15 protein-coding genes are annotated in these 18,433 nt (G+C 66.6%); 7 read left to right on the top strand and 8 right to left on the bottom strand.

The genetic code is table 11. The annotated features are described in order from the left end of the window. The 5 genes from HUA74_RS44290 to HUA74_RS44270 form a co-directional block, all read right to left on the bottom strand. A complete protein-coding gene (locus tag HUA74_RS44290; protein ID WP_174459405.1) occupies positions 1–1,659 on the bottom strand; it encodes a hypothetical protein in 1,659 nt (552 codons plus the stop codon). A gap of 176 nt (positions 1,660–1,835) precedes the next feature. Next, positions 1,836–2,435, bottom strand: a complete 600-nt coding sequence (locus tag HUA74_RS44285; RefSeq protein ID WP_174459404.1) for a hypothetical protein — start codon at positions 2,433–2,435, stop codon at positions 1,836–1,838. 121 nt (positions 2,436–2,556) lie between these two features. Then, the gene (locus HUA74_RS44280) at positions 2,557–4,110 is read right to left on the bottom strand and encodes a long-chain fatty acid--CoA ligase (protein WP_174459403.1); all 1,554 of its coding nucleotides are present in this window, start codon (positions 4,108–4,110) and stop codon (positions 2,557–2,559) included. 15 nt (positions 4,111–4,125) lie between these two features. After that, positions 4,126–5,121 (bottom strand): 3-oxoacyl-ACP synthase III family protein, encoded by a 996-nt coding sequence (locus HUA74_RS44275; protein WP_174459402.1) that lies wholly within the window; start codon positions 5,119–5,121, stop codon positions 4,126–4,128. Positions 5,122–5,132: 11 nt separating this feature from the next. Continuing rightward, positions 5,133–5,870: a TetR/AcrR family transcriptional regulator gene (locus HUA74_RS44270; protein WP_174459401.1), complete on the bottom strand. Its 738-nt coding sequence runs from the start codon at positions 5,868–5,870 to the stop codon at positions 5,133–5,135. A 415-nt stretch (positions 5,871–6,285) separates the two neighbouring features. On the opposite strand from HUA74_RS44270, the gene HUA74_RS44265 reads away from it, so the two are divergent. The 7 genes from HUA74_RS44265 (at position 6,286) to HUA74_RS44235 (ending at position 11,628) form a co-directional block, all read left to right on the top strand. After that, positions 6,286–6,750, top strand: coding sequence for a hypothetical protein (locus HUA74_RS44265; RefSeq protein WP_254625545.1), 465 nt, complete (start codon positions 6,286–6,288; stop codon positions 6,748–6,750). A 44-nt stretch (positions 6,751–6,794) separates the two neighbouring features. Next, positions 6,795–7,205, top strand: a complete 411-nt coding sequence (locus tag HUA74_RS44260) for a hypothetical protein (protein WP_174459399.1) — start codon at positions 6,795–6,797, stop codon at positions 7,203–7,205. A gap of 75 nt (positions 7,206–7,280) precedes the next feature. After that, positions 7,281–8,219: a TraB/GumN family protein gene (locus tag HUA74_RS44255; RefSeq protein WP_254625544.1), complete on the top strand. Its 939-nt coding sequence runs from the start codon at positions 7,281–7,283 to the stop codon at positions 8,217–8,219. A 184-nt stretch (positions 8,220–8,403) separates the two neighbouring features. Beyond that, a complete protein-coding gene (locus tag HUA74_RS44250) occupies positions 8,404–8,673 on the top strand; it encodes a hypothetical protein (RefSeq protein ID WP_174459397.1) in 270 nt (89 codons plus the stop codon). Positions 8,674–8,970: 297 nt separating this feature from the next. Then, positions 8,971–9,453: an Lrp/AsnC family transcriptional regulator gene (locus tag HUA74_RS44245; protein WP_141646410.1), complete on the top strand. Its 483-nt coding sequence runs from the start codon at positions 8,971–8,973 to the stop codon at positions 9,451–9,453. Further along, positions 9,450–10,667 (top strand): PLP-dependent aminotransferase family protein, encoded by a 1,218-nt coding sequence (locus HUA74_RS44240; RefSeq protein WP_141646411.1) that lies wholly within the window; start codon positions 9,450–9,452, stop codon positions 10,665–10,667. Before HUA74_RS44245 ends, HUA74_RS44240 begins: the two co-directional genes overlap by 4 nt. A 214-nt stretch (positions 10,668–10,881) precedes the next feature. Further along, on the top strand, positions 10,882–11,628 hold the full coding sequence (locus HUA74_RS44235; RefSeq protein ID WP_141646412.1) for an SDR family oxidoreductase: 747 nt from the start codon (positions 10,882–10,884) through the stop codon (positions 11,626–11,628). 223 nt (positions 11,629–11,851) lie between these two features. Here the strand turns inward: HUA74_RS44235 and HUA74_RS44230 are convergent, their stop codons facing one another. From HUA74_RS44230 to HUA74_RS44220, 3 genes are all read right to left on the bottom strand, one after another. Continuing rightward, positions 11,852–14,206, bottom strand: a complete 2,355-nt coding sequence (locus HUA74_RS44230; RefSeq protein ID WP_174459396.1) for a transglycosylase SLT domain-containing protein — start codon at positions 14,204–14,206, stop codon at positions 11,852–11,854. Between the two features lie 210 nt (positions 14,207–14,416). Then, complete coding sequence (locus HUA74_RS44225; RefSeq protein ID WP_174459395.1) at positions 14,417–14,875, bottom strand: SRPBCC domain-containing protein; 459 nt, start codon at positions 14,873–14,875, stop codon at positions 14,417–14,419. Between the two features lie 17 nt (positions 14,876–14,892). Next, positions 14,893–18,204, bottom strand: a complete 3,312-nt coding sequence (locus HUA74_RS44220; RefSeq protein WP_174459394.1) for an NACHT domain-containing NTPase — start codon at positions 18,202–18,204, stop codon at positions 14,893–14,895. Between the last annotated feature and the right edge of the window lie 229 nt (positions 18,205–18,433).

The following is an 18,433-nucleotide window of genomic DNA, read 5'->3' as shown; positions in this document are numbered from 1 at the left end:
TCAGAACGCGTACCAGGTGAAGGTGGTGAAGGCCGCCCACGGGTCGCTCCGCACGGTGGTCGCACCGTCGTAGAAGCTGCCGCGGAAGAGGTAGCCGCCGTGGAGACCCACGGTCATCAGGTAGCGGAGGTGGTAGCGCAGCTCCGCGTTGACCTCCGCGCCGATGAACCGGCCGCGCCGCACATCAGCCACCCAGCGCGCCGGGTCCGCCCCCGCGTTGGCCAGGCCCGTGGCCACCTTGAGGTTGAGCTTGTTGGGGATGATGTCCCACGCCGCCGAGGCGATGCCCGCGCGCAGGCCGTAGCCCTGGTTGGAGATGTCCGTCACCGCGCCCGTGTAGTTGTTCACCGTGCTGGTGAACGGGAACAGGATGAGCATCTTGTGGTTGAACCACACCGCGCCCGGCAGGCCGTACTGGTTGAGCGTGAAGGCGCCCGTGTACTTCTCATCCTCCAGATTGGAGTCACCCGAGGAGAACATGCCCTCCACGGTGATGACGTCGCCGGGGCCACGGCCCCACTGGTACATGACCTCCAGGTTGGCGGACACGCCGGAGATATCCAACTCGTCGAGCACCGAGTTTTCCGGGTCGTCGCTCTCGTACTTGCCGCCGTTGTACATGACGAAGCCAGAGGCCCCGAGCCGGCCGTTGCGGAAGTCGATGTTGTGATTGAAGTGCGCACCCGCCCAGAAGACGCTGCCGGTGGGACGGTTGATGTTGAAGCGCGCGGTGCCGGTGAAGCCGGGCAGGCCCGAGGACGACGGGCCGCTCTTCACCAGACCCTCGAAGGCGTACGCGTCACCCTTGGTGTCGTCGTTCAGGTACCAGAACGACGCGCCCACGTTGGTGTTGGGGCGCACCGGGTAGACGTAGTCCGCCATCGCCAGCCAGATGTACTTCAGGCGCGGGTCGTTCTTCGTGGCGCGGTCCGCCTGCGCGGTGCCCAGCGGCATCAGGCTGACGCGCGCGTTGCCCTTGATTCCGCTGAAGATGGAGAGGCCCGTCGCGTCGCTGCCGAGGAAGGCCAGCTTGTAGCCGGTGCGCGTGAGGTCCGACAGCGGCGTGCGCGTCGGGTCATGGGCGTTGTCGTAGACGGGCTGCGTGCCGACGAGCAGCGTGAGCTGGCTGGGATTGCGCGTCGGGTAGATGGCGACGTTGACGTTCTTCGTCTGGATGTTCACCTGGTCGGCGTTGAAGCCGCCGCCCTCGTTCTGGCCAATGGTGTTGGCCGAGCGACCCCAGAGGAAGTCCACCTCGAACTGCGCGCGGAAGGACGCCAGCCCGTCGACGAAGAAGGGGCTGTACTCGATGACGGGAATCCAGCGCTGCTCGATGAAGTACGCGGAGCGGCCCGACTCGGTGCTCACCGCGCTGCCCACCGGCGAGCCGATGGGCCCCAGCGACACGCCGCGCAGGCCCGCCGGGTCACCGACCTGGTTCGTCATGGAGACGCGGGTGAAGAAGTAGTTGATGAGGGTGAGCTCACGAGGCTCGGCGTCCTCCTCGCGGTCCTTCGCCTCCAGCCACTCGGCGTACAACCCTGGCACCGGAGTGCTCTGCGCGGCGGCCGGCGTCGCCAGTCCCACGAGCCCCAGCGCCGCGAGCATCCTCGCGCCTCGCCGCAGCGTCTCGCGTGCTTCAAACCCACTTCCCGTCATATCCACCTCGGCCCCGCGCGCGGGGCACTCCCGGTGCACCGGGCTCGGATGTCACCACTGTCGCTGGCGCTGCGTACGGCCGTGCTCCTGGGACGGGGCGGCGAGCGCCCGCGTCCCGTCCTTCGTCCAGAGAGAGGGCGGGAGCGCACCCTCCCTCCGGCACGAGGTGCGGCGGCCTACCGGACGGCGTACGTCTGCACGGCGTTGCCCGCGAAGGACTGGCCGTTGAGCGTCACGGTACCGGCCGCGCCCACCGCGCCGTTGGCGCAGCGGCTGCCCGTCGACTGGTTCTTGAAGAAGATCTCCAGCTTGAGCGTCTTCTGGTCGGCGGTGAAGCCACCGCGGCCTTCCTGCACCAGGCCACCCGGGAAGGTGAACGTCACGTCGAAGCAGCTTCCGTCGGACGTCACGTTCTCGATGAGGACGGTGTTGGAGGTGAAGGAGAGCGGGTTCTTCGGCGCGTCATGGTTGCAGACGCCATCGGTGATGGTGCCCGGGACGCTGTCGACCTTGAAGTTGCCACCCGCCACCGACATGGTGACCTTCTGGTAACACTGGGACGACGCGCCAAAGTCGACATCTTCGCTGAAGCCGTTGGGGTGGCTGGGGATGTTGGCCCCTTCCATCAGCAGCGTCTTGCCCTCGAGGAACGCGAGGATGTTGGCGGAGCTGTTCAGCTTGGGCGCCTCGACGGGCGGGTCCTTGTCGTCATCATCTCCGCAGCCTACGAGGCCCAGCGCGCAAACCATGACCGCGGACAGCAGCTTCTTCTTCATGTGAGTGCTCCTCTTCCCTCCGGCGTCACCGCCGGGATGTGACGACAGTCGTCAATGCGAAGGGCCTGACTCCAGGGCCCTCCGTGAATGGCTCAGCGCGGCGCGTCGGACACGGAGGGTGTCATTGGCCCTCCGCATCGGCGGCGATGGCCGCCTCGCGCAGCTCGCGCTTGAGAATCTTTCCCGCCGCGGAGATGGGCAGGCGCTCCACCAATTCCACCCGCTTGGGCACCTTGAAGCGCGCGAGCCTCCCGCGCAGGTGCTCCATCAACACCTCCGTGGAGCAGGCCTCTCCGGGCTTGAGCACCACGAAGGCCCGACCGACCTCGCCCCACTTCGCATCGGGCATGCCGATGACCGAGCACTGCTGCACGGCGGGGTGCTCGTAGAGGACCGACTCCAGCTCCAGCGGGTACACGTTCTCTCCGCCGGAGATGAACATGTCCTTCTTGCGACCCGCGATGGTGAAGAAGCCGTCCGCGTCCTTGCGAGCCAGGTCGCCGGTGTGGAACCAGCCATCCGGGTCGATGGCCTCGCGCGTGGCGGCCTCGTCCTCGAAGTAGCCCGAGCACATGGAGGGGCCCTTGAGGAGGAGCTCACCCACGTCGCCCGTGGGCACCTCGCGGCCGTCGTCGTCCACCAGCTTCGCGGCGATGAAGTAGTTGGGGCGGCCGATGGAGCCCGCCTTCGACACCGCGAACTCGGGCCCCATGCTGAAGATTCCCGGGCCGAACTCCGTCATCCCGAAGCCCTGCTTGAAGGGCACCGCGTGCACGGCCTGCCACGCTTGAATCAGCGGCACGGGCAGCGCCGCGCCGCCGCTGGTCATGAAGCGCACGGAGGAGAAGTCCGTCGTGGCGAAGCGCGGCGAGTCGAGCAGTTGCTGGTACTGCGTGGGCACCGCGAAGAAGAGCGACACCTTCTCGCGCGGGATGAGCGTGAGCAGCTCCTCCGGGTCCCACCTGCGCATGATGACGATGGTGCCGCCCGCGGTGAGCAACGGCACCGAGTACACGAGCAGCCCGCCCGTGTGGAACATGGGCGTGTGCGTCACCGTGACGTCGCCGGGGCGCAGCTCATGCACCAGCGTGTTGAGCGTGTTCCACGCCACCATGCGGTAGCTGATGCACGCTCCCTTCGAGCGGCCCGTGGTGCCGCCGGTGAAGAGCAGACACAGGGTGTCCTCCTCGGACACCGCGTCGTTCTTCACGGGCTCGGCGGAGCGGTGCGCGAGGACGTCCGTGTACGCGGCTGCGCCCGGCAGCCCTTGCGACTCCAGGGACACGAGGCTGAGCGAGCCCCCGACGCTCTCGCGCACCTGGGCCACGGCGTCGCGGAAGTCGTCGCCGAAGAGGAGCACGCGCGGGCGGATGGCGCGGACCAGGTCCGTCAGCTCGGTCGCGTGCAGGCGCCAGTTGTAGGGGACGAAGATGGCGCCCAGCTTGCCGCAGGCGTAGAGCGCATCCAGGTACTCGACGCCGTTGTGGGCGACGATGCCCACGCGGTCGCCGCGCTTCACGCCGGCCACGTCGCGCAGCCAGCCGCCGAGCGCCTCGGCGCGCGTGTTCAGGGCACGGTAGGTGAAGCGGCCGGCGTCACCCTTGGCCGTGTCCACCACCGCGACGTGCTCGGGCCAGTACAGGGCGCCCCGCCCCATCCAGTCGCCGATGAACATGCGCGCCTCCAAGACTCAGGCCGTCCAGCGGTAGAGAGCGGAGGCCATGGCGAGACCACCGCCGCTGGCACAGAAGGCCACCAGGTCGCCCCGTCGCACCTTGCCCTGGACGACGGCGTCATCGAGCGTCATCGGGATGCAGGCCGAGCCGGTATAACCCCACTTGTCCATCGTGTAGTGCGCCTTGGCCATGGGCTGGCCGAGCACCTTCATGGTGGCCTCGATGGTGCGCAGGTTGAGCTGGGTGAAGACGAAGAGCTTCACGTCGTCCAGCGTCTGCGACTGCTTCTTGAGGAGCTGGTCCAGCAGCATGGGCCAGCGCTCGGTGTTGAACGTGGCGGGGAACTTGCGGACGAACTGGACGGCGGGCTTGCCACCGGTGAGCGGCAGCGTCTCCGCGGTGGCGGGACGGTGGGTGCCGCCGGTGTAGATGCCGAGCGCGTCGTGGTACTCGCCATTGGCCAGGAGCCGAGCGCCCATGAAGCCGGGCTTGTCGCCCGCGCCGAGCACCACCGCGCCCGCGCCGTCCGCGAACAGGGTGCAGGTCTTCTTGTCCTTCCAGTTCACGTAGCGCGTCATGCCGTACGCGCCGACCACGAGGATGCGGTGGTAGCCGTCATCCGCGGCGATGGTCTTCGAGCCCACGTCCAGCGCCGTCACCCACCCGGCGCACGCGCAGTTGAGGTCGTAGGTGCCGGCGTTGGCGGCGCCCAGCTTGGCCTGAACCACGGAGGAGGTGGCGGGGCTCAGGTAGTCGGGCGTGTCGGTGGCTACGATGATGAGGTCCAGCTCCTCGGGCTTCGTCCCGGAGCGCTCCAGGGCCTGACGGGCGGCGGCGACACAGAGGTCACTGGTGGCCTCGGTGTCGGCCATGACGTGGCGTTCCTTGATGCCCACGTTCTGCTGGAGCCACTCGTCCACTGGCTCGCCGAGGATCTTCTCGACGTCCGCGTTGGTGAGGACCTTCTCGGGGACGTAACGGCCAGTGGCGAGGATCTGCGCGTATCGCATGTGCGGTCTTCTCAGCTCCGGGCGCTCCGCGCCGGGCGGCGCGCGGGACGCAGGGTGTTCTTCTTCTTGGCGGGGGCGGCCTTCGTGGGGCTCGCCTTGGAGGGTGTGGACTTGACGCTGTTGCGCGCGGGAGCGGCCGAGCGGGCATCCAATCCGTGGCGGATGAGGCCCATGGCGGTGTCGAGCACGCGCTCCAGGCCCGGGTCTTCTTCCCAGAGGACCCAGCGCATGCCGAGGAAGTCGGCGATGCCCATCAGGCAGTAGGCGAGCGCCTCCGGGTCCATGCGGCGCACTTCGCCCGCGTCCATGGCGATGGACAGGCCGTTGACGTAGCCCTTGGCGAAGCGGTCGTAGTAGCGGCGGTAGCAGTCGGCGTCGACGAACTCGGCCTGGCGCACGACGCGGTAGAGGTTGGGGTGCTGGCGGACGAACTGGAAGAAGGTGCGCAGGCCCTCGCGCTCCACGTCCATGCGGCTGTCGCACGCGGCGGTGGACTCACCGATGAGGCGGCGCAGGCGGGTGCCCAGGTCGTCGACGACCTCGACGAAGATGGACTGCTTGTCCGGGAAGTAGACGTAGAACGTGCCGAGCGCCACGCCGCCCTTGCGGGTGATGTCCGCGATGGAGGCGCGCTCGTAGCCCTTCTCTCCGAAGACCGACTCGGCGGCCTTCAGCAGCTTCGCACGCGTCCGCTGTCCTCGCGGCGTGACGGGTCCGGAGCGGTCTGGAGAAGTTGAAGGCCGATTCATGTTTCACCTAGCGGTAGCACCCGCTCGACGGGGTTGTCAAAGCGCGGAGAATGGCTCCGCGCGTCATGGACTGTGGGCGACGCAGGGCGTCACCTGGAGACCTCATGTCTCCACTCGGCGGAGCGTACCCCGAATGGCGCGGGGGTCAGCGGGGTGGTCTTCAGCCTGGAACAACACCCGCTCTCCGGCGGCGGCCAGCGAGGTAGCGCGACGCGCAACGTCCTTCCCCAAGGCATAGCCGGGCTTGTAAGCATGGGCGGTCCTTCGCCCCTTCACTACGGAGCAGGTAGAAGCAATGGCCCCATCCCCCGTTTGGCTCGTGCTGCTCGTGAGCGCCCTGAGTGGCGGCTGCGGTGGAAGTGGCGCCTCCAGGTTCTGGCGTGACGCTACGGGACACATTGTCGTCGCGGGCCCCATGCTTGGCCCCCACGACAGCCTGACGGCATTGGCACCCAGGCTCTGCGAAGCGGTCCGGCAGCTCCCCGGAGCCACGGCCGGAAACCGGAGAGAGGGACAGGAGTACTGTGGCCTCATCTATCAGCGCGACGCGGACCCAGCCTTCTTCGCCAGCCAGCCGTCTTCCATCAGCTCGCCCCGACAACTTCCAGGTGGGCGGAAGTCATGCTCCGTGCCGGCCACTGTCAGCGACCCCGAAGCGCGGAGCATCCGCATCTTCGCGGACTACCACAGCCACCCCGCCATCACGACCTTCTCCAATGAAGATCTCCAGGCGGCTCGTCAACGCTTCTACTTCCGCGTCATGTTCAATCCAATCTGCGAAGTCTATCTCTACGACTTTCAGGAGCGAACCGTCTATGAACTCCAGGATGGGGAGTTCAAGGCCACCCGGAAGATCACGGACGACCGGCGCGGCGAATGACAGTTCTCTGCCGGCCCCTCTCTCTCTCGCACGAGGCCCATAAGATGAAGCGTCTCAGTCTCTGCGTGCTCACGCTCACGCTCGGCGGCTGTCACCTCTTTCGCTCACGGCCCCAAGCGCCGCTCGCGCCCCCTGAGGTCGCAAACAGCATCCAGTTCCCATCCTGGAGCAAGGACGGCTCCACCACCGTAGAAGGACACCAGCTCAAGGCGCTCCAAATCGCACTGGAGGACTTCCTTCCTCCGGGAACGTCCCCGCCCAAGGATGCCGATGCCATGACGCGATGCCTTTACACGCTCGACACCTATGACGCCTGGTTGGTGCGCGGAGAGCGGATGACCTTCGTCCACTTCACGCCCAACGAAGCAGAGCGCTGCGGCCTCAAGCCCGAGGTCATGGACCCCGGCGCGAGCTACGCCATCAGTGACGACGGCGTCATCTTGAAGCGGGACTGACCCGGGACATCGCACCTCGACGCGACAGGTGCCCGGATGGTTCGATGCGTGGACACGCAAGGGGAAGCCCACGCCATGAAGCGCCCGTCGTCCCTGCCGCTGTCGCTGCTCGTCGTCGCCCTGCTCGGCGCTGGCTGTGCCTCCACGCCCGCCGCGCGGAAGTACGTCCCGGTCGACACGGGCAACGCCTTCCTGTGGGAAGTGAAGGACCCGCGCGGCGGCACCGCGTACCTCGTCGGCTCCATCCACATGGGCAAGGCCGGCGCCCTCACCCTGCCCTCCTCCATGGAGTCCGCCTTCACCAAGGCCCACGTCCTCGCCGTCGAGGTGGACACCACCCGAACGGACGAGGCCGCCATGCAGAAGCTCGTGCGCGAGCTGGGCACCTTCCCCGAAGGACAGAGCCTCTCCCAGCGCCTGGACCCCAGCACCCGCGACCTCTTGAGCCGCGCCGCCACGCGCCTGGGCGTGCAACCCCAGGGACTGGAGCGCTTGCGCCCCTGGCTCGCCGGCATCGTCCTCAACAACCTGGAGTTCAAGGCCGCAGGCTACGAGCAGGGCCACGGCGTGGACCGCGCCTTCCTCGACCGCGCCCACGCCGCCCACAAGCAGGTGCTGGAGCTGGAGACCGCCGAAGCTCAGTTCCGCATGCTCTCCGGCACCCCCGACAACCTCCAGGACCTCATGCTCCGAGACCAGCTCCGCCGCGAACAGGGCCCCGGTGAAATCGTCGAGGCGCTCACCTCCGCATGGAAGGCCGGCGACGCGGACGGCATGGCGGGCCTCCTCCTCGAAGGCGCCAAGGACACCACCTACCGCCCCGTCTACGAGCGCGTCTTCTTCGAGCGCAACGTGCAGATGGCCTCACGCCTGGAAGCCCTGCTCACCGAGCCCCGCGTGCACCTGGTCGTCGTGGGCGCCGGCCACGTCGTCGGCCCCGAGGGCATCGTCGCCCTCCTCCAGAAGAAGGGCCACACCGTGCGCCAGCTCCCCCGCGAAACACCCATCGACTGACTTCGTGAAGAGCATCCCAAGTGATTCGGTCATTCGTTTCGAATGACTCTCCTCGGGCCAGTGCACCGCGCCGCTCGGCCCTCCCCATCCGCGCGGCGCCCCAGCGCCCCCTGCCCAGTCCTGTCCCCTCCAGATAAGCTAACCATGCGTTTCGAGCATTCCGCGCGAAACCATGGAGGTAGTCATGCGAGCAATCTGGATGGTGGTCCTGGCCTTCAGTCTGTCGGCGTGCGGTGGAATGGAGGCGGGTGACGAGGCGCTTTCGGAAGGCGCCGAGAACAGCGTGCAGACGGAGCAGGTGTCCTCCGAGCTCGCTGGCGTCTGCGAGTCCCTCGTCGGCACCTTCTGTCGCCCTGGCGCGGTCACCCACTGCACCTGGTCCGATGGCGCGGAAGGCGAGTGCGAGTGTCAGCGCACGCCGTTCAACAAGTGGCTCTGCAGCTACAACGGCTGACCGCGGTCCAGAGGCTCCTCCTCAAGGGAAGGGGCCTCGCCGCACGTGTGACGCCCGCCTCCGGGTCCGCCCGTCGAGGCCGCGCTCCACGCATCACCCGCGAGGCGCATGCCCGCACCAGACCCCGCGTGCAGACAACCCCCTGCGCCCCTGACTCCCCGTGAGCAATCTGCCCTCCGAGCGACCTCCCACGTCATTCGGACTTGCGATTTCGCCCCACTTGCTTATTTTGCATGCCAAATTTAATTTAGCTGTCGAAACCTCAAGGCACTTATAAAAATAAGGTCCATCCCGCCCATGCCCTTGGATGAGCTCGACTTCCGCCTGGTGGACCTGCTGCAGCGCGACGGCCGCGCGACGCAGTTGGAGCTCTCCCGAGCGGTGGGGCTGTCCCAGCCCGCGGTGGCCGAGCGCATCCGCAAGCTGGAGGAGCGGGGCGTCATCACCGGCTACGCGGCGCGCGTCGACGCGACGAAGCTGGGCAAGGACATCACCGCCTTCATCGGGGTGAGCATCGAGCATCCGAAGTACTTCGAGGGCTTCGCCAAGAAGGTCCTCGCGCTGCCGGACGTGTTGGAGTGCCACCGCGTCGCCGGGCAGGACTCGTACCTCGTGAAGGTCAAGACGGCGAACACGCGGACGCTCGACTCGCTCCTCGTGGAGACGCTGCGCACCATCGCGGGCGTCACCCGTACCCAGACAACCATCGTCCTGTCTTCCATCAAGGAGGACACGCATGTCCGCGTGCCTCCCGAGCTCGCCAAGGAGAGTGAAAGATGAGCGCCGACGCCATGAGCGCACCCCTTCCCCCGCCACCGGTCTGGCGACTCGCCCAACGCATGTCGCGCATCAAGACGTCCGCGGTGCGCGAAATCCTCAAGGTGGCCGAGCGCCCGGACATCCTCTCCTTCGCTGGCGGTCTGCCCGCCCCGGAGCTCTTCCCCCTGGAGGCCATCGCCGAGGCGCACGCCCAGGTCATGGCCCAGGAAGGCCGCGCCGCGCTCCAGTACAGCACCACGGAGGGCTACGCCCCGCTGCGCGAGTGGATCTGCACGCACCTGGCTCGCGCGGGCCGCGTGTGCGACGCGGACCAGATTCTCATCACCAACGGCTCGCAGCAGGGCATCGACCTGGTGGCCAAGGTGCTCCTGGACCCGGGTGACCTGGTCATCGTGGAGAACCCCAGCTACCTCGCGGCGCTGCAGACGTTCGGCGGCTACGAGGCGAAGTTCGCCACCGTCGAGAGCGACGACGACGGCATGCGCATCGACGACCTGGAGCGCGTGCTGGCCACGCACAAGCCCAAGATGCTGTACGTCGTCGCCAACTTCCAGAACCCCAAGGGCACCACGCTGGCGCTGGAGCGCCGCAAGGCCCTGGTGCGGCTGGCGCAGCAGCACCGCTTCCTCATCCTCGAGGACGACCCGTACGGCGAGCTGCGCTTCCGGGGCGAGCACCTGCCGTCGCTGGCCGCCTTCGACGACCAGGGCGTCGTCGTGTCGCTGGGCACCTTCTCCAAGACGCTGGCCCCGGGCCTGCGCATCGGCTGGGTGGCCGGCCCGCGCGACTTCGTGCGCAGCCTCACCATCGCCAAGCAGTCCACGGACCTGCACACCGCCACCGTCGCCCAGCGCGCCGTGGTGAAGCTGTTGCAGAACTTCGACTACTACAAGCACCTGGACTCGCTGCGCCCGGTCTACGGCGAGCGCGCCAACACCATGCTGGACGCGCTCAAGGCCCACATGCCCGAGGGCATGAGCTGGACGCACCCCGACGGCGGCATGTTCCTGTGGGCGAAGCTGCCCCCCGGCATCAGCGGCGACACCCTGCTGCCCCGAGCCGTCGAGCAGAAGGTCGCCTTCGTCCCGGGCAGCCCCTTCTTCGCCATGAACCCGCGCTCGGAGTTCATCCGCCTCAACTACTCCAACCGGCCGCCCGACCTGATTGTCGAGGGCATGCGCCGGCTGGGCGCCGTCATCTCCGGCGCCCTGTAGCCCCGCGCTGACACACCAAGGCCGTGCCGCGCCGCGTCGGAGTTCCCGACGCGGCGTTTTCATTCCCGCCTGAGTTGAATACCGATTCAGGTTTCAACTTCTTCGGCGCTGGCCAGGGAGGGCCGGGTTGCGTAGCCTGCGCGGCGGGTTTCAACGGCGGCACGGCCCCCCCAGGGTTCCCCAGCCGCTCCCAACACACCGGAGAGACAGACACATGCAGCTCAAGGACCTGAAGGTGGTGGTGACGGGTGGTGCCCAGGGCATGGGCGCGCACTTCGCGCAGCGGCTGGTGGAGGCGGGCGCGCAGGTGGCCGTGGGCGACGTCAACGAGGAGAAGCTGGCGGCGCTGCCCGCGGGGATCCACCGCCGCAAGCTGGATGTGTCCTCGGAGGACGACATCGTCTCCTTCGTGAGCTGGGCGCACGGCGCGATGGGCGGGCTCAACGGCCTCATCAACAACGCGGGCATCCTGCGCGACGCGCTGCTGGTGAAGAAGGACCGGACCACGGGCCAGGTGAAGAAGCTGTCCACCGCCGACTGGAACACCGTCATCGGCGTCAACCTCACGGGCGCCACGCTGATGGTGCGCGAGGTGGTGGCGAAGATGGTGGAGACGGACCAGGGCAACGGCGTCGTCGTCAACATGTCGTCCATCGCCCGGCACGGCAACCGCGGTCAGTCCAACTACGTGTCCGCCAAGGCGGCGCTCGCGGCGAACACGGTGACGTGGTCGCGCGAGTTCGGCCCCTTCGGCATCCGCGTGGGCGCGGTGGCGCCGGGCATGATTGAGACGCCGATGACGCAGGGCATGAACCAGAAGGCCCGCGACGCGCTGGTGGCCTCGATTCCCGTGGGCCGCATCGGCCTGCCCGAGGACATCTGGCTGGCCGTGAAGTTCATCCTTGAGTGCGACTACTTCAACGGCCGCACCATCGACGTGGACGGCGGCCTCAACTTCTAGGCCGCTCCGGGCCGTGTCCCCAGCGGGCGTGGGGACGCGGCTCGCACGGGTCGCCCGACGCACGCGTCGTGCTCCCTACGGAGCAGACGCTTCGCGCTCGGGCTGGGCAACTCGTGCTCTTGGCCGAGCTCGACCAGACGGGTACCTCGCGACGGCGCGGCTCCTTCGCCAGGACTGGCGGAGCACGCGCCCGCGACATGCGGACGCGACAGGCCCTCGCCCTCTACCTTCGGCTGACGTCGCCCACGCGCGTCTGGTGCAGCAGCACGGGCTCGCCCTTGTAGAGCAGCTTGTAGGCGCCGTAGCTGCCGAGCACGTGCTTCACGTACTCGCGCGTCTCGTCGAAGGCGATGTGCTCCACCCACTCATCCAGCTCCGCTTGCGGCAGCGCGTGACGCCAACGGTCCACCGCGCCGGGCCCCGCGTTGTAGGCGGCCACCGCGTACGCCATGTTCCCGCCGAAGCGGTTGAGCAACTGCCCCAGATAGGCCGAGCCCAGCCGGACGTTCTGCGAGGGCTGGAGCAGCGCCGCCTCTCCCACCTCGCCCAGCTTCAGCGAGCTGGCCACCTGTCGCGCCGTCGCGGGCATGAGCTGCGCGAGCCCCAGCGCCCCCGTGGCCGAGCGCGCCTGCGGACGGAAGCGGCTCTCCTCGCGGATGAGGCCCTGCATCAGGTCCGGGTCCACCTTGGAGGCGCGCGCATAGCGTTGGATGACATTCCTGAACGCCAGCGGCCACGTCGCCTCCCACACGGGACGCGACGCCGCGCTCAAGGGGCCCTGCACCTCCTGACGCAGTGACTCGCGCGCCACCTGCCGCGCGGCCCGCTTGCGCCCCGTGCGCAGCACCGTCTGGTAGAGCAGGCGCGCGGGAGCCTCGGCCAGTCCCCGCGAGTTCACCGCGAGCAACTCCTCCGCCGCCCCTGGCTGCCCCAGACGAATCAGCTCCACCCCCGCCGCGAAGCGCGCGTCATGGCGCAGCGGCCCGGGAGGTAGCGGCCACACCTCGTCCGGCGGCGGCACGTCACCACCGGCCCCGGGAGGCGGCGCCAGGCGTGTCAGTCGCTCCGGCGCCAGCAACGCCAGCCGCGAGCGCGCCAGCATCCCGTACCAGGTCGCGGGTCGCTCGGTGGCCAGTTGCTCGTAGTCGTCGAGCGCCGTCGCGTTCGTCAGGGGCACGGGCTCCCGCACACGCGCGCGCCAGTAGCGAGAGCGCCACAGCGCCTCGTCCGTGCGCGACGCCGCGGGCAGTTTCTCCACGGCCTCCAGGGCGGCCAGCGCCTCGGCAGGAGCCTCGCGCCGGGAGTGCAGCCAGAAGGCCCGGAAGAGCGCCTCCGACGCGAAGTTGCCTCCCGGGTAGCGCCGCGCCGTCTCCTCGTAACGCGCCAAGGCGTTGTCGAGCTGGCCCGTGCGTTGGAGGAGCCACGCCTCGAAGAACAGGGCGTCATCGGCATAGCCGTGCTCGGGATAGTCACGCGCGAGCGTCGCATAGGTGTTGATGGCGGCCTTGGGGTCCACCACCGACTGCGAGTAGCCCAGCACGTAGAGCGCCTGGGGCCGCTGCTCGGCGGACATGCACTTCTCCGCCACGGGCGACAGGAGCTGGATGGCGCGTCGGTGCTGCCGGTCCTTGCGCAACGCGCGCCCGTAGGCGAGGTGCGCACGACAGGACAGCTCGTCGGGCAAGTCCACCGAGGACATCACGCCCCACAGCATGTCCATCGCGGCGGCGTGGCGGTGCAGCTCCACCAGCGCCTCACCCCGGCGCACCTTCCACTTGGTGGGCAACGGCAGGCCCTGCAACCGCTGCCGGGCACGCTGCGCCTCGCGCGACAGGGGATTGGTGGCCCACACCTCCAGGAGCGCGCGGTGCTCGACGTTGTAGAGGCCCTGGACACGCGCCAGGTCGCAGATGGCCAGCAGCGCCTTCATCCGTAGCGCATCCGGCCCACGCGCCTGCCGACTGTCGATGAGTTCTTGAAGCGCCTGCAGCGCGCCAGGGATGTCCTTCCGACGCTGCAGGACGCGCGACAGGCTGAAGCGCGCCTCCGCGTAGAGCGGCGAGCCCGCGCTCACCTCGCGGTACTGCGACGCCGCCAGCTCCAGCCGCCGCAACTTCTCATTCGCCTGCGCCGCCCACAGCAGGCAGTGGTCCTTCAGCGGGACGTAGTCGACGGCCAGCGCGGCGAACTCGTCCGCGGCGGTGGCGTAGTCCCGAGCGAACATCGAACTCTGCGCGCGCAGGAAGCGGACCGGCAGCGTGGGCTCCTCGTCCTCGAGCAGCGCACGCGCGCGAGCATGGCGCCCCCGGCGCAGCTCGGCCCGCGCCTTGGCGAGCACACCTTCCGCGAAGTAGGGCGCGAGCTGCTCGGGCCCGAACGACACCACCGACAGCTCCGCGCCCGACGGCTGCTCCGCCGGCGTGTCGAGCAACTGCTCCAACTGCTCCTCCGACAGCACCTCACCCGGCCCGTCATCCTCGGGCGACTGCGCCCGAGCGGAACCCGCGCCGCCCACCAGGCCCGCGCAGGCCACGCACATCGCCATGGCACCTACGCGCAGCCGACGTCGTCCATCCATGCATGCCCTCTTCCGCGAATCGGGCCACTGAGGATTTGCACGCCGGGCGGACTTGGGACCGGGTGACACGCGCGTCGAGCGCGCACGCGTCGTCCAGGCGATACACGCGCGCGCTGTGTCCGCGCGCCACTGCACGAAATACGACGAAACAGGGCGCTACATATGGGTGGACCTGCGCGTTGGCGGCATGGAAGACCACCCGTCACCCGCTCAGCGCAGCGTGGGCACCAGGGGATTCGCTCGCTCCGCCATCACCCGCTCCGCCAGCGCGCGGTTCAGCGCCTCATAAGAGGACTGGAGCGCCTTCAGTTTTCGCCCCGCCACCCAGGTCACCACGCCGCTGAAGTCCTCACCGTGGACCAGCCGCATCCCGGTACCCTCGGCGGACAACAGGAAGTAGTGGCGTCCATGGAGCACGCCAGGAATACCGCCCGTCCACTCGAGCGCCTCCGGCCGGTCGACGCGCGACATCGTCGCAGTGAAGCCGTACACGCGCCCCGAGCCGTCCGGCGAGCGGACCTTCATCTTCACATGCGCTCCGCGCTCCACTCGCCCCCGCGCCTCCAGCAGCAAAGGGTTCCACAGAGAATAGCGGGCGAAGTCCTCCAGCACGGCCCACACTGCCTCGGGTGGCGAGTCGATGAACGATTCGGTCCTCAGTCGGAACATGGTGGCCTCGTGGCGATTCATGGTGTCCGAGGAATAGGACCTGACTCGAACAGGATTCGACCAAACAAATCGCTGAAGCTGATGTTGTCATCTGACCGCCAGCTATCTCGCAACCATCGAGGAGGCGCCTTGTGGACGAGTCGTTCGTAGAGCACCTGGAGGCACACGCTCCGCTGAGCCGCATCCAAATGAACGACGAGCTCCCGAGCCAGTTCGAAGACTGGTCGCGCAGGGAGGGTCTCTCGGGACAACACGACCTTCAACTGCTGGCTCCACGCCTCCGGGTTTGCTCGAACGAGGAGTGACAACGCTGAACGGGGCAGAAAATATGGTTCCCAGTGGAGAGGCCAGAGAGCGGCCGCACGTGCAGAAACTTCCCGGGCCTTCTTTGGCACAGCCCCTAGCAGTGCCTTGGCCGCCAAATATCTGGGCCACCCATTCGACACAAAGACTGCCTCCAGTGAAGCGATCATCCGGTCCGCGATACCGACACGAACGACCCAGTCCAGGCAGGCCCCAACGAGCCAAGGATCTGTCTTGCCGACTTCTGAGTGAAGCGCATCAAAGCGATCCACCAAGCTTTCTGCCAGTTCCTGTGGATATGGCGCAGCCGAGTAGACCGCCAGTGCATGAGTCACATCGCGTGCGGAGCCATTTCTTCCCATTTCGATGAGTCGCGACTGGAGATCTGTCTGTCCCTCCCAAGCTGGGCGTAGCGCTCTTAAAATGCTGGCCATGACATTGCCCGACAAATGGACACGCCGAGAAGCTTCGGTTTCGGTCCCATCGTGGAAGGCAGTCCAGGCCTCGAGCGACTTTCGAATGGCCACTGGACGTACCTTCGGATGCCGAAGTGCTGCAGGCCAAAAAAAGACGAACGAGAAAGACATCTTCAACCAAGTGGTGACATCAAGCCATTCCGCATAAGCCGTTGCCGCCTCATCATCCCCCTGCTCGACAAGATGAGAAAACGCACCTCCCGGAAAGGAACTACTGCCCTTGCCCTGCTCTCGCAGTTGCGACCATTGCGTCAGGAGCGTAGCACGCAGGTTGGGGTGCTGGGCAGCGGCCTCCGCGAGAAGCAACTCTGACTCCTGAGTCACAAGAAGCGGTCCACGGGACTTCACCCAAGCAATAGCAACCTCGGGATAGTCCAAGGCAGCCTCACAAACCATCCGAGATGGGAATTCCACCAATTGATCATTGAGCTGGACTTGAGCCGACCTTCGGCGCTCCTCGATTATCAACCCCGGAACGACAACCCGAGAAATCTGATCTAAAGCAGCTCGAGAGAGCGGGGGCAATTCACTGAGTTCACCCTGGACAGGAGGAGCTGAATTCGGAAGGAAAGCAGTGTCACCACGCGGCTGAATACTCCACTCCGGCCAGTGCTCGTCCAGCGAAGTTCGTCCATCTGGCAATGCAGCAAGTTCGTCAACCACGTCCCAAAGAATCAATCCCCCGTTAGCGACATCCTTCAGTCTTGCCACCAACACTTCTGCCGGCGCCTCTCCAGGCCGCAATGCGAAAGCTGCCGCCCCACCCAGGAGTTGTCCTCCGACACGAGCGCAGGACACCAGGGACTCAAGTCGCCCCGAGAAATCCTCATCACGGCAGGCGCTCCGCAATACCCGTCCTGCGCAGTAGGCGGGTGCCACAAGGAACGGAAGCCTAGTTGGATCATGCACCTGCTCAAAGAGAACATCTCGCACTGCTGGCTCATTCACCCAGGCTGCGAGCTTCTCGATGACCACGCAGCGCACTTCTGGGTCCCGATGGGAAAGAGAGTCCAACCATCTCTCGCGAGGCCATGCTCTTTGCGCTTTGAACCAGGATGCAGGCGCTCCTTTGGTGAGTATTCGAGGACGCAACTTCGAGAGCAACGCATCCCATATAGTGCCCCCTTCGCGAGCTAACTGACGCCCCAGATTCGCGACCACGCTACCCGCCCACACTGAGGATTCCTGTGTCAGCGCGGAGGCAAGCACTGTTGCAATGGGCTCCGCCAACGAGGCGCCAGCATCCCCCAAGTCGAGTGCGGACTGCACCGCCACGAGCGCCTTTCGGAACTCGTAGACCTTGAATGAGGGCCCGGGAACCAATGACCTGATGAACTCGATGCCCCACGCCACTCCATGACGCCTCACTCCCAACCCAATGGCGTGCCTGACCGGCTCCTGTCCCCATCGCGCCATTGCGGTAGCACGTAGGGCATCCTCACCTTCATCCAAAAGAGCGGCACCCGCCAGATACTCAGCTAGCCCTTTAAAGAGAAAGCGATAGGTGAAATCTGGCTGGAGGACCAAGAGCCCAAACCGACGATGAGCTGCGTCACCCAACTCGATTCCAAGCTCCGTTGCGTTGCAACTGATAAGCCTACGGAGTTCTCCGCGCGATAGATACTCTTTCTCAGAGCGCAGACTCGACAAAGCAAGCCTTTTGAATGCCGGTGCCATCTGATTCCAGTGCAGGGCTACCTCACCAGGAGAGTTCACTCGACTCACGACCCAGTCGCGAAACAACTTCTCGACAATACCTTGGAACAGCTCTGCACGGCTCTCCAGCAGCTTCGGTTCTTCATGCGCAAGCAAGAGAACAAAGGTTGCCGTCAAAGGCTGCGAAAGCACGGGAAACAGTGCCTCTAGGCGTTGCGACCGCTCCAGAAATGCCACTGCCTCTGGATCTTGCTCACGCCATTTGGCGAGGAACTCTCGAACCTGCGCCCATTTCCAAGGCATGACTTGTAGAGACTGAAAACCAGGAGGGACCTGAACATAGGATGTTCTGGGACGGCCCGCTAATACCATGGCAAAGGTAGAGGGCCGGGCACTTAGCGTCCGCAAGTGCTCCTGGACCGCCAGCGCACGGCGCTGCTCAACCTCATCCAGACCATCCACGAAATACACAAAGGCATGGTTCGCTTCGAGAACGCGTGGGTCCAGGCTGGGAACAGATTTTCCGAGCGCCGTAGAGACACCTTCGGCAATGTCCCTAGCTTCGAGACGAACTGGAATGGGCGCGCTCGGCATTTTCAGTGCGCGCTCCGCCAGAAGGTATCGCAGATGCTCCAGCAGCGTGCTCTTACCGGTGCCCACTCCCCCTTCGACCAAATACCGAGGCCGCTCCGCGAGCCGAATATCGTCCATCAACACTTCAGCCAGGAAAACCTCTCCTGCGCCCGACGAGATGCGCCTGGGCAATGAGGGTTCGAGTTCGTCGTCCAGCGGGGCGGAGACAACTCCCATTACCTCCGGCTGTCGAAGAGTTCTCTGGAGTGAATCATCCACCGCATCCCTTTGAAACCCTGGCATGGAGAAGACATCCACCAACCTCGGCCCCTTCTCATCATGAGCGCCCCTGCCCGACAGCCACCTAAGCGGCCTCTGCCGCATGTAGCTTTCAAGCACTGCCTCCAGATAGCGACCTCGCTCCGGTGAGCGTCAAGGTAGATGTCGCGTGAGAGGGTTCAGCCGATGCGCTTCATCTCCTGCACGGCCGGGATGAGGCTGGGCGAGGGGCCCAGGCGGACGGAGCCCGCGGGAGTCCAGTTGCGCGTGA

It is taken from the genome of Myxococcus sp. CA051A (genome assembly GCF_013336705.1).
Classification (GTDB): Bacteria; Myxococcota; Myxococcia; order Myxococcales; family Myxococcaceae; genus Myxococcus; species Myxococcus llanfairpwllgwyngyllgogerychwyrndrobwllllantysiliogogogochensis.
This window is presented reverse-complemented; position numbering and strand designations above follow the sequence as displayed.

Coding starts and splice junctions, on each gene's coding strand:
- HUA74_RS44290 (WP_174459405.1), bottom strand. CDS start 1,659: ATGACGGGAAGTGGGTTTGAAGCACGCGAGACGCTGCGGCGAGGCGCG.
- HUA74_RS44285 (WP_174459404.1), bottom strand. CDS start 2,435: ATGAAGAAGAAGCTGCTGTCCGCGGTCATGGTTTGCGCGCTGGGCCTC.
- HUA74_RS44280 (WP_174459403.1), bottom strand. CDS start 4,110: ATGTTCATCGGCGACTGGATGGGGCGGGGCGCCCTGTACTGGCCCGAG.
- HUA74_RS44275 (WP_174459402.1), bottom strand. CDS start 5,121: ATGCGATACGCGCAGATCCTCGCCACTGGCCGTTACGTCCCCGAGAAG.
- HUA74_RS44270 (WP_174459401.1), bottom strand. CDS start 5,870: ATGAATCGGCCTTCAACTTCTCCAGACCGCTCCGGACCCGTCACGCCG.
- HUA74_RS44265 (WP_254625545.1), top strand. CDS start 6,286: ATGCTTGGCCCCCACGACAGCCTGACGGCATTGGCACCCAGGCTCTGC.
- HUA74_RS44260 (WP_174459399.1), top strand. CDS start 6,795: ATGAAGCGTCTCAGTCTCTGCGTGCTCACGCTCACGCTCGGCGGCTGT.
- HUA74_RS44255 (WP_254625544.1), top strand. CDS start 7,281: ATGAAGCGCCCGTCGTCCCTGCCGCTGTCGCTGCTCGTCGTCGCCCTG.
- HUA74_RS44250 (WP_174459397.1), top strand. CDS start 8,404: ATGCGAGCAATCTGGATGGTGGTCCTGGCCTTCAGTCTGTCGGCGTGC.
- HUA74_RS44245 (WP_141646410.1), top strand. CDS start 8,971: ATGCCCTTGGATGAGCTCGACTTCCGCCTGGTGGACCTGCTGCAGCGC.
- HUA74_RS44240 (WP_141646411.1), top strand. CDS start 9,450: ATGAGCGCCGACGCCATGAGCGCACCCCTTCCCCCGCCACCGGTCTGG.
- HUA74_RS44235 (WP_141646412.1), top strand. CDS start 10,882: ATGCAGCTCAAGGACCTGAAGGTGGTGGTGACGGGTGGTGCCCAGGGC.
- HUA74_RS44230 (WP_174459396.1), bottom strand. CDS start 14,206: ATGGATGGACGACGTCGGCTGCGCGTAGGTGCCATGGCGATGTGCGTG.
- HUA74_RS44225 (WP_174459395.1), bottom strand. CDS start 14,875: ATGTTCCGACTGAGGACCGAATCGTTCATCGACTCGCCACCCGAGGCA.